The 14,911-nt window shown below is 56.4% G+C and carries 17 protein-coding genes; 5 read left to right on the top strand and 12 right to left on the bottom strand.

Annotated features, from left to right (window positions below; genetic code table 11):
• Positions 1 to 329: 329 nt before the first annotated feature.
• The 4 genes from ACFSM5_RS07885 to ACFSM5_RS07870 all read right to left on the bottom strand — a co-directional run bounded on the left by ACFSM5_RS07885 (position 330) and on the right by ACFSM5_RS07870 (position 2,665).
• Positions 330 to 533, bottom strand: coding sequence for a lysozyme inhibitor LprI family protein (locus ACFSM5_RS07885; RefSeq protein ID WP_379875773.1), 204 nt, complete (start codon positions 531 to 533; stop codon positions 330 to 332).
• Positions 534 to 642: 109 nt separating this feature from the next.
• Positions 643 to 1,560, bottom strand: coding sequence for a hypothetical protein (locus ACFSM5_RS07880; RefSeq protein WP_379875772.1), 918 nt, complete (start codon positions 1,558 to 1,560; stop codon positions 643 to 645).
• A 144-nt stretch (positions 1,561 to 1,704) separates the two neighbouring features.
• A complete protein-coding gene (locus ACFSM5_RS07875; protein ID WP_379875771.1) occupies positions 1,705 to 1,980 on the bottom strand; it encodes a hypothetical protein in 276 nt (91 codons plus the stop codon).
• A gap of 4 nt (positions 1,981 to 1,984) precedes the next feature.
• Positions 1,985 to 2,665, bottom strand: a complete 681-nt coding sequence (locus ACFSM5_RS07870) for a hypothetical protein (RefSeq protein ID WP_379875770.1) — start codon at positions 2,663 to 2,665, stop codon at positions 1,985 to 1,987.
• A 736-nt stretch (positions 2,666 to 3,401) separates the two neighbouring features.
• Here ACFSM5_RS07870 and ACFSM5_RS07865 point away from each other — a divergent pair.
• The 5 genes from ACFSM5_RS07865 (at position 3,402) to ACFSM5_RS07845 (ending at position 8,303) form a co-directional block, all read left to right on the top strand.
• Positions 3,402 to 4,457, top strand: coding sequence for a helix-turn-helix transcriptional regulator (locus ACFSM5_RS07865; RefSeq protein ID WP_379875769.1), 1,056 nt, complete (start codon positions 3,402 to 3,404; stop codon positions 4,455 to 4,457).
• 1,110 nt (positions 4,458 to 5,567) lie between these two features.
• A complete protein-coding gene (locus ACFSM5_RS07860) occupies positions 5,568 to 6,191 on the top strand; it encodes a hypothetical protein (protein ID WP_379875768.1) in 624 nt (207 codons plus the stop codon).
• The gene (locus ACFSM5_RS07855) at positions 6,191 to 7,084 is read left to right on the top strand and encodes a 3'-5' exonuclease (protein ID WP_379875767.1); all 894 of its coding nucleotides are present in this window, start codon (positions 6,191 to 6,193) and stop codon (positions 7,082 to 7,084) included. The genes ACFSM5_RS07860 and ACFSM5_RS07855 overlap by 1 nt, the downstream gene beginning before the upstream one ends.
• 217 nt (positions 7,085 to 7,301) lie before the next feature.
• Positions 7,302 to 7,769 (top strand): hypothetical protein, encoded by a 468-nt coding sequence (locus ACFSM5_RS07850; protein WP_379875766.1) that lies wholly within the window; start codon positions 7,302 to 7,304, stop codon positions 7,767 to 7,769.
• A 12-nt stretch (positions 7,770 to 7,781) separates the two neighbouring features.
• Positions 7,782 to 8,303 (top strand): hypothetical protein, encoded by a 522-nt coding sequence (locus ACFSM5_RS07845; protein ID WP_379875765.1) that lies wholly within the window; start codon positions 7,782 to 7,784, stop codon positions 8,301 to 8,303.
• Positions 8,304 to 8,434: 131 nt separating this feature from the next.
• Here ACFSM5_RS07845 and ACFSM5_RS07840 read toward each other — a convergent pair whose 3' ends face one another.
• The 8 genes from ACFSM5_RS07840 to ACFSM5_RS07805 form a co-directional block, all read right to left on the bottom strand.
• Positions 8,435 to 8,710 (bottom strand): hypothetical protein, encoded by a 276-nt coding sequence (locus ACFSM5_RS07840; protein WP_379875764.1) that lies wholly within the window; start codon positions 8,708 to 8,710, stop codon positions 8,435 to 8,437.
• Positions 8,711 to 8,713: 3 nt separating this feature from the next.
• Positions 8,714 to 9,286: a hypothetical protein gene (locus ACFSM5_RS07835; RefSeq protein ID WP_379875763.1), complete on the bottom strand. Its 573-nt coding sequence runs from the start codon at positions 9,284 to 9,286 to the stop codon at positions 8,714 to 8,716.
• A gap of 253 nt (positions 9,287 to 9,539) precedes the next feature.
• Positions 9,540 to 10,109, bottom strand: coding sequence for a hypothetical protein (locus ACFSM5_RS07830; RefSeq protein WP_379875762.1), 570 nt, complete (start codon positions 10,107 to 10,109; stop codon positions 9,540 to 9,542).
• Between the two features lie 416 nt (positions 10,110 to 10,525).
• A complete protein-coding gene (locus ACFSM5_RS07825) occupies positions 10,526 to 10,894 on the bottom strand; it encodes a hypothetical protein (protein ID WP_379875761.1) in 369 nt (122 codons plus the stop codon).
• A gap of 23 nt (positions 10,895 to 10,917) precedes the next feature.
• Positions 10,918 to 12,108 carry a site-specific integrase gene (locus ACFSM5_RS07820; protein ID WP_379875760.1) on the bottom strand — a complete coding sequence of 397 codons (1,191 nt, stop codon included), beginning with the start codon at positions 12,106 to 12,108 and terminating at the stop codon, positions 10,918 to 10,920.
• Complete coding sequence (locus tag ACFSM5_RS07815; RefSeq protein WP_379875759.1) at positions 12,105 to 13,169, bottom strand: hypothetical protein; 1,065 nt, start codon at positions 13,167 to 13,169, stop codon at positions 12,105 to 12,107. The genes ACFSM5_RS07820 and ACFSM5_RS07815 overlap by 4 nt, the downstream gene beginning before the upstream one ends.
• Positions 13,159 to 14,223, bottom strand: a complete 1,065-nt coding sequence (locus tag ACFSM5_RS07810; protein WP_379875758.1) for a hypothetical protein — start codon at positions 14,221 to 14,223, stop codon at positions 13,159 to 13,161. The genes ACFSM5_RS07815 and ACFSM5_RS07810 overlap by 11 nt, the downstream gene beginning before the upstream one ends.
• 80 nt (positions 14,224 to 14,303) lie before the next feature.
• Positions 14,304 to 14,855, bottom strand: a complete 552-nt coding sequence (locus tag ACFSM5_RS07805; RefSeq protein WP_379875757.1) for a hypothetical protein — start codon at positions 14,853 to 14,855, stop codon at positions 14,304 to 14,306.
• Between the last annotated feature and the right edge of the window lie 56 nt (positions 14,856 to 14,911).

Below are 14,911 nucleotides of genomic sequence, written 5' to 3'. Positions count from 1 at the left end.
ACTCTCTCGACGGATTTCTATCCGACTGTCTGGTTCAAGCTATTGTGCAAAGCGGTTTGGCGGCTGGCTAGCGTGATTCCGCAACCGCTGCGGGAATATTTTCCCCGCCGCGGCCTAAACCTCTGTTGACTTGCTGGAAACGACATGTTCCCGCAAAAATTGACCGAGGCCGAAAAGCGCGAAGCCGGTGACGACGATGCAGCCAACGAAACGGAACATGAGAGCCTCCTGATGTATGTCCGGTGGGGCACCGGCGATATCAGGAGGCTAAGTCATCAAGTCTCCGATTCTTGACGGGTGAGACGTCGAAATCAGAAAAAATTCGCCGACTATTCCAGAATGAAATCTTCGATCTCCAAGGTCCGCTCGGCCAACATCTGCAGACTGCAGGAGTTGGCCTGCAGGCGACCGGCGGTGCCGTCGAAAATCTCCATATAGAGGTTGCAACTGGCCTCGCGGTGCTGCAGCCAGATCCGCTGGGAATTGCGGCGGACGATGGCGGCGACCGGTTCTTCAATTTGCGCCAAAGTCATGTACGACATCTCCGGCTGAGTTTCCTCCACGGAGATGTCGTTAAAATTGTTTTTACGATTCGCCCCATGCAGATAGTTTGGCGGGCAAATTCAAGGCGCTTAAACCCCTTTAAGGGTGGCTATAGATATCCTTGATGCTAGGGGAGCCGATTGGCCGAGGGGGCTCACCGGCTATTGGCATCGTAAGGACGACTTCGACCTTGTGAACGCCATTCGTCAGAGTGGTGATGTACAAGCAAGAACTGCGGTCGAATCCAGCGGAACTCGTTTCAGCTTGGCCCGCCAAAACCGACAGCATCTCTTCTGCTGTCAGCCCAAGAGACTGAAGTTTATTGGAGTCAAATGTTTGGCCATCGGAAGTTAGATGTTGGCGAGCAAAATCACTGGTAGAGCGTCGGATATAGTCCAACGTCTCCGTTGCAGTGCACCCTTCGAACACTTTCTCTTCCCAAGTTTTTGAGGGCAGTTGAGATGGTCGTGGTGGCGCGGCCGGAACAGCCGCAGCTGGCGATCGAGTTGCTGGTGATGACGCTGTTGGCGTCGGAGGAGTCGGCGCCTTGCTCGTGGGCTTCGGACTATTCCGCGCCTCTGAACTCATAAGTTTAAAGTCGACCTCATAGCTGAAGGTCGGGTTCTTGCCAAATGGGTCGTTGAATTCGACATCGAAGGGAATCTTGTAAGCTGTGATTTGACCCCTGGAGGGCAAGTTGGCGGCAACGATGATGCGACACCCATACACTTGTCCGACCTTAGTTGTCGGTACGGCTGACAGCAGTTTGAAGGAGTCGCGGTCGACCTCCTTGGCGATGGTTTCTGCGTTCATCATGCCGGCAATGGCGCCGATCCAGCCGAGTGCGTTGGTAGCCTTCGAGCTAAAATGTTTAGCGATCGTCTTTGGAACATCAGGATAGATATGCTCGGACACGAAGTCGTTGTCGCTGCAAAGCTTCGTGTGCTTGGCATCATCGCAAGCAGCCAAAATCAGCGGCAGCGCTATAAGCGCAAGAGCAAGCGGACGAAATATCATGGCGTGAGTCCTTGGCATGCGAGATCACGAAGCTGACGCTGTGGCGTAGGTCGTGGGCGCGTCACTGCCGGGGACGCACCCGGCAAGGAACGAAGCGGCGGGGAGAAAGGAAAGAGCGATGATCTTCTTCATCGGGGGGATCTTTCATGAATGCAGCCGGGGCGCCGCGAGGGCGCAGGCCCACTGGGCATTGAGGGCGGCAAGGGCTTCGATCAGGGCCAACAATTGATCGTCGGTCTCGACATGAAGCCGGAACCGGTTGAGATCGGCAGCGTCAACCAAGACGCTCCAGCCGCCCGGCAGGTGACGGCGGAGGCCTTCGAGGATCGGGTCGCTGCCGATGACGGGCTGATCGACGAGTTCAACGACGTAGCCGCCATCGGGATCTATGCTGAGGGCCAGTTCGATGGCGGAAATCATGGTGCTACGTGTTTGCTCCGGCGGCTTCAGCTGTCAGTTGCCGGATGAGGGCGATGCTTTGGGCCTGAGCTTCCTCTTCGACGGCGACAAGATGCTGGGCGAAACGCTCGACCTGAACCTTCACCATGGCCTTGGGGATGACTTTGCTCGCGAGGAAGCCGACCGCAACGAAGGCCAGCGACAGAATGCCGGCTCCGCCGTAGAAGCCGAGCGCGGTGGCGAGAAGACCGCCGCCGATCAGGCCCGGTTCAACTAATTTCGGATAGGCGAACTTATGCACGATACCGGCGATAACGTCGGGGTTGGTGAAGAAGCCCCCGGTTACTAGATTGCGCACGGCGACTTCGAGGTCAAAGAAGCCGCCTGATTGCAGGGTAGTTGCCTTCAGGATCAGCACGGGATGGTTGGGCAGAGCCTGAACATGAAAGTTGGTCAGCGAGTAGCATTGCTGACGGCCGTCGAGGAGGTTGACCCAGAGTTCCTGTTTCAAGGAGACGTCGGACTGGATCTTGACCGCGTCGATGCTGCCGCTGACATAGTCGCGGTTGCCGGAGACATACCCGCCGCCGCCGCTGCCGGTAACATTGGTTTCCGACCACTTTTGTTCATGATGCATCAGGCCGAGGTCGGCGGTGAAAGTTATCTGGGCCTTACCGAGGGTGTAAGGCAGAAGGGGGGTAGTCATGCGTGCTCCTTCCGGCGAAAACCGGGCGTGATGGGGCAGGCGCAGACGGAGGCCTGCGCCGCAGCGGCTTAAAATGGGAAGGAGTTAGGAGCGGGCCGGAGTACCGGCCTCGGCCCTTCTTCCGGGTTTGCAGGAAGGTACCGCGATGGAAATGATATCCATCGGATCTGGCACTCGAAACGGGGCGCGGGCGGAGGGGGGCGGTCGGTGGGCGACGGTCCAGTGAGTCATACCTGTGGTCCCTTGCTAGAGGGCTGTCTATGGGCGGTGTCGGACGATCCGACATCGAGCGGCAGCCAAAGCGCAGGGCGGTACCCCACCTTACCTACAGCGGCGGGGGTGGAAGCCGCGCGTAGGGATTGGTCTAGGTCGGGTTGTCCTGGCAGGGGAACCAGGACAGACTCTCTGCGGATTGCTCGCCGCTTCGCCGAGCTTAAAACGGGACTTGACCCATCGCAATCGCGGGTTGCGAGATAACGAAGAATTAAGAATACCCGGGGGGAACCCCGTGTATATCCTCCGGCCGCGTTCTCGCTCTTGGTCATGGGTTGCTCTGCTTCAAACTGGCGCCGACGAGGCACCGCCCTGCTTTCTTCTCGAATGCCATGGGTTTGAGGCGGCGTAATCACCCCCGGGGGTGAAAGTGACGCAATCTTGGGTTGTTGAAATAACGGGATTGTCACAACTGATTAAGGGTGAGCTTAATCAGAGGTCTCCAAGTCGGTTCAATTAATCAATGATTGGTTCTGTTTCGAGTGTTCTGCATGCAGCCGCCGCCGGCCAAGCTTCCTGGCTGGAGGCGGTCGAATCGGTTTCCGAAAGCATGCGGGCCGCTGGCGCGGCGCTCATGGTGCATCATGGCACTCCGATGACGAAGACAGTGTCGATCGGGGCCTCGACCATCGACCCGGTTTTCCATCAGGTTTACCTGGACAGTTTCATCGATATCAGCCCGCTCCGACGCTTCGTGCAGCAGGGGAATGTCGATCGTATCTTCACCGGTGAAGAGGTGCTGGGACGCGGCTACACCGACACCGATTTTTATAAAGGTTTCCTGAAGCCGTTCAGCTTAGGACATCAGCTAGTCCAAATCATGACGATCGACCCAGGTACTTCGGCGTCGCTTGTCTTCTACCGGACAGCGCAGCAGAGCGGCTTCGAGGGTGCAGATCGTGATCTCTTCGAGAGTTTGACCGGCCCGCTGCGCAATGCGCTCGACGTGCATGTCCGGTTGAGCCGTGCGGAGCAAAATGCCCAGGCATCGGCTCAAGCCCTGGACACCCAAGGCTTGGCGGTATTCCTGGTCAACAGTGCGCTCAACGTACGGCAGACCAACGAGATGGGCGAGGTGTTGCGGCGGCAGTTCGGCCTGTTTAAGCGTTCGTGGTTGTTGTCGCCCAAAGGATTTCATTTCAAGCAGGTCTTGGCCGAAGCGTTGGTAACAGGTCGGCCGGTCGATGGGCTTTGCAGGGCTGAAGGGAACACGGTCCTGGTGGCCCGGATCATCCCGATCCTGGGCGGAGCGGAGCCGTTTGCGACGGTGCTGATGCGCGATCCGGGGGCACCGAAACAGCGTCCGTGGAAGGCGATTCAATCGTTCTTTGATTTAAGCGCGGCAGAAGTGCGGATATTAAGGGCTCTGACCGACGACGAGGCGACAGGCGCTGAGATCGCCGCCAGCCTGGGGATATCAACGAATACGCTTAAGTCCCAACGTTCGAGCGCCTACGCGAAAATAGGCGCATCGAGTCAGGCTGAGATGCTCCGTCTGTTGGACGGATTTAGTTTCTAAGCTACCGCGGTCGACGCCAGGCCGATGCCGGCCTGGTGCCGGGCGGTAGCAAGCTTACACACAGTGTCTGCCCCCGACCTTTCCCGTACTTCAAAGGTTTTGGACGCCTCTGAAGCAAGCTGGTGTTGTATGGGCCGGGCCGCCCGACTTTGAGGGTAGGGCCGTTTAGTTGTGTGTTCGGTTGCTCGCCGACGGCGTGAGCTAACATGGTTCTGCGATTTGGCGCAAGTGAACGGACCGCTTTGCCGATGCCACCGATCTGGCCGAAAAGGGTCGGGCGAATGGCGAGGTCATTTTTCGTTGCTCAAGGGGATCGTTGAGCAGAAAAAACGTCGGGCGAAAAATAGGGTGAATTACTTTCGTAGTTGTCGACTAGCTTCTCTGGTGGCCGGCGATCTGACCGGTGATCGAAAGAGGAGCCACAAATGAATTTACCCACAGACTACACCGTCGTTGAGTACGTCTTGGCGGGCAAGGTGATATTCTTGGCCTGTGCGCCCGACGGCCATCCGATCGGTACTGCCCCGACCAGGGCTGCTGCCGTTGGTATTGCGATAGAACACAAACGGGGATCGGAGCCAAAGCAAGAGCCAGAAGAGCCGGTGCGGTCATTGCGCTTGCGTCGGTGACTTGGTGAGTGGCCCGCCGTAAAAAGTGGGCCATTCTTTCTGGTCGGGCAGGGAGCCTTTTGGAAAGCGTTATTACTTTCACTATTTCCGAAGGACGCTGATGTCGCCGGGGTGTCCGGCGTCAATCAGGAGAAAGCCCGATGCTGTTGCCGAAAGACTATTCTGTCGTCCCTGTTCGCCGTCCCAACGGCACGATTGTCTATGAGGCCTGGGTGGGAAATCGATGCTTGGGTGAAAAGCCGACGGAGGCTGGCGCTCATGCTTTGCTCGTATCCCACTTCAATCAGGAAAAGAGACCGGTACCGGTGGAACCCGAATATCCGTCAATGCGGCCGTAGCTACCTTCATGCGACCCGTCGAAGGGCGGGTCGCACTGATTGGGGCCAGGCCGTAAGGGACTGATGGACTGACTGTTTTCCGGCTCATGCCTTTACGGCCGAGCCAACGTTCCTATCTGAGGGCCTCCAAAGGTGGAGGTCCCATGACGACGCGCTTTTTACGACTGTCGCTGATCGAGCCGACCCAGACTTCCGACTGTCCACTGCAGGCCTTGGGGGTGTTGGAGGCAAATCTGGAAACCAGTATCCCCAGCGTGAAGGACTTCAAGGTGATGCTGGGGTCGCATCTGGTGGACAGCCTGGAAACGCTCTGGGATCATAGTCTGTTGGATACCTATTTATGCCATGACTACGAGGCATCCAGCGCTCTCAGTTTGATCAGGGTCCGCTGGTTGGGGCTGCCCTTGCGGTCCTCCAATAGCCACGCTTTGTATTTTGGTGATGTCGTCAGTCGTTTCGGGCCGCAATTCAATTCGATGGAAGTTTTGGCGGATGCCGTGGGGCTGCCCTTGGATTCGGCCTATCGGATGGGTCAGCCGAATCGCGCGGGCCTGCTGCGCTATCTGCTGTCATGTGTGGCCGTCAAACTGCTCAGTCTGCCGACCGGGCGGGAGAAGCTGAGCGCCTTTCTGCTCGATCTCGCGCTTGGGAATGGCTTGACCGGGGAGGACCAGGTCACTGGACAGGCTTTCGCGGAACAGGCGCTCGATCAGGTGAAGTTCGTTCGCTGGCGGCCTCCGATCGATTTTGGGAGGATTGAATTCTAATGAAGGAAAAGCAGGCCCGCGAAATCCTGGAGCAGCAGGGCTGCAGGATCCTGGACCGGCTGATGCCGAGAGAGAGTTATGGCGACCTTGATCCCGGTGAGGAGACCGGCGTCCTGGTTCTGTTGGATACTGAAACGACGGGTCTCCATGTTGACCGCGATGAGGTTATCCAACTTGCGATGATCAAGCTGACCTACGGCAAGGCCAGTGGTCGCCTCGGCCGCGTGATTGACGTGTTTGATCGGTTCCGGGAGCCTGCTGTGCCCATTTCGCCGGAGATCACGGCGCTGACGGGGATCACCGATGCGATGGTTGCGGGTCAGAAGATCGACGAGCAGGAAGTTTCAATCTTTCTACGTGATGCTGCCCTGATTATAGCCCATAACGCGGCATTCGATCGGCCGTTCGCGGAGAAACATTGGCCGATCTTCGATAGCCTCGGCTGGGCATGTTCCTACTCTGAGGTCGATTGGCGCGCCGAGGGTTTCGAAGGATCGAAGCTGGCGTATCTGCTGATGAAGATCGGGCTTTGGCACGAAGGTCATCGTGCCTTGGACGATGTCTGGGCGCTGGCGGAGATCCTGAGTCGGCCTCTATTGCGCAGCAGCCAACAGGCGCTGGAAGCGCTGCTGACCCATGCCCGGCGTCGGGTTTTCCGGGTTTGGGCGGTGGATGCTCCGTTCGAGTCCCGGCTGTTATTGAAGGGCAGGGGATATCGCTGGAGTTCAGGCGAGCAGGGCACTCCGCGCGCCTGGCATCGGGAGGTTCCAGGCGAGGAACTTGATGCGGAGCAGGCGTTCTTGGTGGCTGAATGTCTGACGCCCCGAAGCAGCTTGAGAGTGGTCCCGTTGCCGCCCAGGAACCGCTTCTCTGCCCGTGCCCTGATGGGGTGAGTGCGTCCTTTGAGAACACGGCCAACATTTCCATATCATTATAAGTTATTAAAATTACTGATGTTTTTTGAAATCGACTCTTGAATGTCGGAAGCTTGAGCGAATCTGTGAGGGCCGATCTCTCTAGCAAGGAGTAGGCCTATTGGAACTTATAGAAATGCCCGTACGGGCTTTTGTAGCGGCGCACTGCGTGGTCAGAGCCGGTGCTCATGTCACGATGCTCGAACTCGAGGCGATAGATGGCGCCTTTAGGCTCAAGCGCATTGCCTCCCGACCGCATGCAGGTCCTGTTTATCAATTGGCACCCAAAGGCCAGGTCGTGGTTGCAGAAACCATGGGCGGTGCCGGGATGGTAATCTTGGACGAACGGCACCCTGATGCTGAGCGCGCCCGGCTTGACCGACGGGCGCTGATGCGGCGGTCCCATCCTGGTGCCGGTCAGATCGATGCGCTGATTGCTGCGGGGCAGAAGATCGCCCTGAGGACCCGGCACGGGGTGATCGTGGACTGGACGAGGTCCCAAAAGCTGGGGCTTGGAGCGGCTTTGGGTCTGGCCTTCCTGCTGTTCGACCATCTCCACGCAACCGGGCGCATCACGGCAGATGGGCTGCGGGCATCATTGACGTCGATCGAGGAATTGCTCGAGGTCGAACCCGCGCGCAAGCGCGTCCGGCAGGCGGCATAGGGAGGGCCGGAGATGAGCTACGAAAGCATCAGATTGCGCTTTGCGATGCCTCAGTCGAAGCCTCCGGGCATCCTGTCCATGGAAAGCCGCTTCATTCGAGGTGCGGAGGCTTTTCAGATCCAAGACTTCTCTTATGAAGCGATGCCGGGTACGACGGAGACGGACCGTTTGGTTTCATCTGTGCTAGCCGCAGGCATTGGCTCCCGTTCCATGATGGGAGGGGTGCTTGTCGATATCTCGGTCATCGGCGATACGCGGAATGACGAAGCGGTGTGGGCAAATATTTTGCCCATCATCGGCGCGAACGAGACTGCGATTGCAGAAGCTAGGCAAAGCATCACGGCGCTATTGAAGGAAAGCTGCTACCAGCGGCCTGCCGCCTTGGCGGCCGGGCCGTTCTGTCGAGTGTTGGCAGCATACAGGTTGATGGTAGTGCTGTTGACCAGGATGGGGTACCTGACCCCTCAGCAGCAGGATTATACGATGTTGGAATTGGAGGCTGCGCTCCTGTTCGACCCGATCAAGGGATTGTAGAGGTGTGTCGGTGGGGCGGGATATCCTGCCTCACCGTTCAGCGATGGCTCCGGTGCGTTGGTCAGATTGCCGACTCGCTCTGCAAGCAAGCCGAGCTTCCACATGCGCGGTGCTTCCGTTCCAGGCTGAAATCAGGTGTCCCAACTCACGGAAAGGTGCGGCGAGGGGTTTGGCACATACTCAGCCAGACGTTCTTCGATCGCACGTAGCTGGGGATGATATTGGCCGCTGTTGGTATGCATTAGATAGCGTTCGATACCCATTTCCACGCTGGTGCGCAGATAAGGAAAGAGGATCAGTACCTTTCCCCATCCAATCCGTTCGCCAGCGGCCGATTGGATGAGGTCTGCATACATAATCCCGATGATGCAGCAGGATTCAATGAATCGATACAACAGGAAGGCCAAGCATCACGCTTGATTTTCATCGACCCATTTTTTGAGATCGAACGGCATGCGGAACGCAGCGCCTCGAATCCGTTCGAAGCTTTCCATTTTGCCGACAGGCGTAATCTGGCCGGAAAATTCCAACCAGATTAAGGTTGCTACCGCAGCGTTCATGGTGTGCCAGAATGCCTGATGGATGTCCTGTGGGCATCCTTCCATAATCGAACCCGTCATCTCTTCGGTGATCGACGCGATTGTCTCACCGTTCGGTCCTGTCTGCATGCCGCAGCCGTGAATTACATTCATTAGGATGGCATGCTCTTCGCTTTCGAAGGTTTCCTGTCTCGGAGTGAGCTTCTTCGAGCGAATCAAAGCGATAAAAGTGTCGACTGCTGGACATGAGCAGACGTTTGCTCGAAGGCCAGTCGGAGGAGGCCCCATATCGGGCCAGTTTTTCTGAGCACGCGCCGTCCAGTAATCCACGCGGTAGGCGCCCTTCTTGCGCCCCAAACCGATGGATGCGCGTAGATGCAGTTGATCGTTGATCTGAAGCGGTCGGCCGGAAATAAATAACCTGGCTGGCGGTTCGTGGCGCATGAGAGTTCCTTTATTTACGTTGAAAAATGAACGCACGATCGCGAGCGCAAAGGGACTGCCCTTGCGACGTGTGATTTGGGATTCGGTTGAGTTTTGACCGTTTGCGAGCCGGCTGGTGGTACGGGCGGCTCGGACGATTTGGTGGCTGGTCACTCAGGGCGAGGCGGAGTGCAGCGTGTTCCCGGCTTGGCGTTGGCCATAACCCGGGGAGAAGCGGGATCGAAGGCCTAGAGAAGGGTCGCTAGCCAAGCCATCAGGATTTAATCCACTCTTCGAGATCAAAGGGCAGGCAGCGTAGATCTGCGTAGAGGTATTTTAGGCTTTTGATCATGTTCGCATGTGTCATCTGCCCAGAATAAACCAGCCAGTATAAAGTTTTGACCGCGGCGGTGGCGGAGTGCCCATAAGCGGTGAGAATATCAGGAGGGCAGTCCTGGAGAATATGGGAAGCCCCCATTGCACTGATGGAGGAGAGCGTCTCCCCATCCTCGTAAACACAGAGTGAACCTCCGGCAAACAGGTCCAGGATCTGAGTGCGTTCGTCTGCCTCGAAAGCTCCTTGATTGGGAGTGAGCTTCTTGGAACGGACCATAAACAAGACGACGTCACTTTCCACGGAGACGTAATCATTTACTCTTGCCGTAGGCTCGGAAGCCGGTGCCTCGAGAGAGGGCCAATCTTTGACCGCCAAAGGCATCTGCAGGCCAAGAATGTAGGCTCCTTTGGTCCGCTCAAAACCCATGAGGGTGCGGAGGTACAGTTCATCCGTAATTTTATGAGGCTTGCCAGTGACGAAAAATCTGGCCGGGGCTTCAGGGCGCATTGAGAATAATCCTCTGTGGTGTGAAGAAATGAGGGCGGGCTTTCTGAGTGAAAGTCCAAGGGTGGTTGGGGTTTGCGGTCTGGGAGGTAACCGCCACTCACTGCCGGACCAACTCCAAGCGGGTGAGGGGTTAGGATGGGCGGAATTGCAGGCGACAAGACGCGCTACAGGCGCGAGTGGGTGATGCCATTTTCAGATGGTGAGAGTGTCCAAAGTCGGAGTACCAAGTCTTCGTTTTTCAGATTTATACGAAAACCTGAAATTCTCACTGTCGGCATTGCCAATTATCGTAATGTTTCTGCGTGATTTTGAGATAATCGAGAATTAATGTGGCATTGCCACTTTGGGAAAATTCCAAAATAAAATAGATCCGATCGGGCTGATTGATCGGATCTATTTTATTTTGGAATGGTATTTCAATCAAGGTCCTTGTCGTATTTTCGTTTCCTCAGTTTTTTAATTTCTTCTTCCATTTCTGCAGCCTCTTTTTGGGCTTTTGCGAGCGCGCGAACGAGCGCGATGTTTGCTCCATTTTCATTCGATTTTGCGTTCTTCTGAGGTATCCGTTTCCCCTTCGATAGCTTTACGAAATAGGGTTTGAGTTGATCGACCTTTTTGTACTTGTTTAGCTGTCTGGTCCGCAGACCGGTCGTTTGTTTGAGATATTGGTTTGTTATCTCGATTTCCTCCTCTTTTGCGCTTTCGATAGCCGTTAGAATTTTCGCGATGGAGAGCTTCTGTCTTTCCTGTCCGCGGAGAGTGTTTGCTGCTGGTCGTTTATCCATTTTATATTTCCTGTTTGCATGGGTCACATGTGAGAGTCGTCGATATATTCCATCGTGGTTTCGAGGTCGCGGTGGTGTGCTTGTTTCGCGGCGATAGTCAGGTTGGCTAGTGCAGTCCTTCCTGAGAGATTTGCGATCGTGGTGAGCAGAGTTTTTCTGCCCGATCGGATAGAGATTCGGGGCGCTTGGGAACGATCTGCAAAGAGGTTCCTGTAATCGTCCAGGTACGTCGTCAGTATCGCGATTGTCGCATTGCTGCGGGTTGCGACGAAAAGCGATGTGATGCCGTTCTGTGCGCGATGCTCTGCGAATGTTGTTTCGATGATCTCGACAACGCGTGCGATGACTTCTCCGCAAGGCCAGAAGGTTTCGGGACTGTTCGGGGTCGTTTTGAAGGTCTGCCCGACTAGAACCGGAACATTTTTGTTAACTCCCAGCATTCTGACGGCGCCGGGTTCGAGTGCTGCGATTTCCGACGCTCTCATACCCACAAGGAAGCTGATCAGTAGGATTGCAGCCCCTTGAACGGCGACTGAGAGATCATGAATCGACCGGGTTTCGGAGGTTGCTGAGAAAGCCACAGACTTCAAATCGGCGGGCAAATTTGCTCGAAATGATTTGACCGGCAGGATCTCCTGCAGGAGGGGCGCGTCATGCAGCAGGATTTCCCAAGCATGATCCAGCAGCGGTCGGGCATCTTCAGGGCAGAGCTTCACGGTAGGTGCGCGCCGCGTGGTGTGTTTATCGCAAGCGCGAATCACCTCGTCGATTTGCCAACGGGTGATAACAGGTCCCCCGGAAAGCCCGTAGTCCCGGACGACCTCTCCGATGCGAACCACGGCACCGCAGAAGGACCGAAAAGGGCGCCCCTTCAAATGTTGGCTAAGGCAAAGCAGATTTTGCAGCGTAATGTCTTCGAGGTTGACATGTTCGCGACCGCGCTCTTCGGCACACAAGGCCAGCAAGCGGCGCATCCAGTAGAGGAAATCGCGCGCCGTCGAGAGTTTGAACTGATGGCAGAGTTCGAAGGTGAAGAGCTTCAGGATGATCAGATCGTCATTCTGGTTACGAGCTTCATAGGCAAACGGCGCGACAGAGGGCCATTTGAGCAATCTGCGCCAGGCTTGCACCGGCTTAGCTTCAAGGGTGCTGCAGCCCCAGACGTCAGCGTCGAAGCGAACTTCGGGGAGGACATATTCGGGAATCTCTTTCATGGTGCGTTTCCTTCCGGGGTTGTGATCAGGAGTTTTTGGGCTTGTTCGAGGGCTGCGGCCCATTCTTCCAGGGTGACGCCAGCCTTGAGGTAAAGGGTGTCTTGCTGTCCCAGCGCGCGTTGGTGGCCGAGTATCGCCAGCCGCACATCTGCCGAGAGAATTTTCGGGACCTTCGCCATGCGGAGACCGCGGTTCGTTACCCCCGTGATGCCCGCTTTTTCCCTCGCCCGGTCGATCAAAGATTTCAGGCATGTGTAGTCATCGGCGCCGAGCGAAATAGGCTGCTTGCGGCTGTAGTACGTCCAAGTGCCATTGAGGCCGTTGCGTTGGTTGATGCTTTCGAGCAACTGCAGCACAAAGCGGACGAGCGTTACTTCGGCAGGTTTGAATTCCCCAATGATGCCAGAGGGGCCAGCTCTGTGTTTGACGCGAGTGAATCCCACTAAACCATTCGCAGTGCGTCGTATGGCGCTGTTGCTGGTCAGGGGGAGGATCGAAGAGAGATTGAAGCCGGTGACGCGGATGATCAGGCTTGCAGCCATCCCGATATCGTAAGGGTTTGGACGCAACTGATTAGTCGGGTTTTGCCAGAAAGCCTGAAAATCCCGGAGCCAGGCTTCTTCAGCTGTGCGCGCAACGGTCAGTTCTTTTTTAGGCGTCGGAGCTGACTGATTTTTCAGAACGACAAATGGAGAGCGCGGAATGAAAACCGACTTCTGATCCAGTGCCTGTCTCAAAATGCCGAGAGTGAAGGTGTAGCTGGCATTTTTGCTGCTTTGAGATTTGGTGGTATCCTTCTTTAAGACTGTGGCTACGGCTATCAAGAGGGGTGTCGAGATATCGGCGGCGGCGGTCGGCGAAGGCAGATTAAGGCTCGCAGCGGCAAGCTCCAGCACCTGCGCAACGTTTGGCAATGCCTGACGATAGCTATGCAGCGTTGCGGGGCGGAGACCTCCCTCTTTGTATATTTTCAGGGTCTCAATCAGAAAATCGACTGTCGGTGACGTGCCCCGGAGTGCTCCGAAATCGACATGAGTGCCGTTAGAGGCTCTAATCTTCATCGCGAAGTTCCTTGAACAGGTCTTCGAGTTTCACCGGCGGCATTTCCGGCGGCCTCGTACCCATCCGGTGCAGGTAGTTGAGCGTCGTGATGGAGTCCTTGTGGCGCAGCGCCTTGCTGATGCGGATCAGCTTGTTGGGCAGGTCCTCATTCGTCTCTTCCAGCCACAGACGCGACGCAAAGCAGTGCCGGAAAATATGCGGATGGGCGTGGTATGGTTCGGCTAGTTCGGCGACCCTGGAGGCTTTCCCGAGACGGTAACGAAAGGCCGCATAGGTGATGAGCTTGCCGTCCACGCAGAAATCGCTTTTGACGATGGCCTGCGCGGCCTCGAGGCCCGCCTCGGGCACGCGGAGCGACTGCTTGCGATATCCCTTGCCGATGATCGGCACTAAGGCTGCGCGTTTGAATCGGCCGTCCCTGAATTCCTGCCGGTTTTGCCACCAGCCTTTTGTGAAGACGCCGACGGCCTCACTGAAACGGGCACCAGTTTCCAAAAGGAAGATGCAGAGCGGACGCCAAGCCCGCGGCATGGCCTCGAGCAGCAATTCCAATTCCTGCTCGTCGGGAATGCGGATCTCTTTGGGATCCCGACCTTCATCGTTGAAGACGGGAGTTTTGCGCCCGTTGTGTTCCGTCCAGGCGGGAACGAACATCGGGTTTTTCGCCAAGCCGCGCATTTCCAGGGCGTTGAACAGGTGCCAGAGTTTGCTCTGCTCGCCAACATTCGTAGTCTTGGCGCGCTGCGGCAGTTGATCGTCGTTGCTGGCGATTTGGCCCTTGAGAACCCGGGCAGCGAAACTGTTGCGGGTCATGTCGAAGAAGCTGTCGAAATCCGACTGCCGCAGATCCTCAGGAGGGCGTCCTGAGGTGTTGGCGACATGGTCTAGGAATCGAACCAGCACGCGGGCGTAGCCGATTTGTGTATTCAGGCTCTTTCCTAGAGTATACGTGCTGAGAGCGAGAGTCCCGAAAACTGAATTTTCTAGATTGTTCGCGTCATAGACGACCAGTTGGCCGTCTTGATCTCGAAAGACATTTCTTGGAAGATACATTTCATTGCCCCTTTATTGCAGAGGCCTTTTCAGCTAGTGGATAAAAGGCCATTCTGTCAACAGGAAAGAATCAGAGATTTTTAGGGAGGTCTTCGGGGGGGGGGTGGTGTGAAAAAATCGAATTTATTCAGATGCTTAACCGTATTTCGCAGGCTGTTCCGGTGATGTGAGGCATCCTGGGTGGCGGCGATGCCAGCCAGAACGGAGGCGCCTCGGAAAAGCGGAACCGACCAGTCTCCAGCCGGAATCCGCTGTTGCATTCCCAGGCCTACGCCGAGGGATTCGAGGTCGATGATCAGGGGCGGAAGGGCGGTGCGCGATTCCCAAAACACCACGGTGCGATATTTGTCGGATGGGCCGGTGAGGACGGACTGGCCGAGTTGCAGGCGGGCGAGTTCCAACGCCTGGAGATCCTGCCGGGTCCCGACCAGGTAGCAGGGGTGTTTGGGCGAAAAGCTCCAGGCTTTTTGAAAGCGGTCGAGAGCGGCGGCCCCGGTGAATTTTGTGAGGGCATGGATCTGATATCCGGTGCCGACGTAGCGGGGCAGGGGAACGGCGTCGATTCGGATTAATTTCCCATCGGCGGCTGAAGCGCCGCACCAGGCCAAGACACACAGATTTGTGAGAGCCATCGCAGATCCTCGATAGAATTGATCCAGGCAGGTCTCAGGCAATTGAGTCACGCCGA

Source organism: Lacibacterium aquatile, from assembly GCF_042683105.1.
In the GTDB taxonomy this organism is placed as follows: domain Bacteria; phylum Pseudomonadota; class Alphaproteobacteria; order Elsterales; family Elsteraceae; genus Lacibacterium; species Lacibacterium aquatile.
The sequence above is the reverse complement of the archived record's forward strand: the minus strand, read 5'-3'. Positions and strand labels throughout refer to the sequence as shown.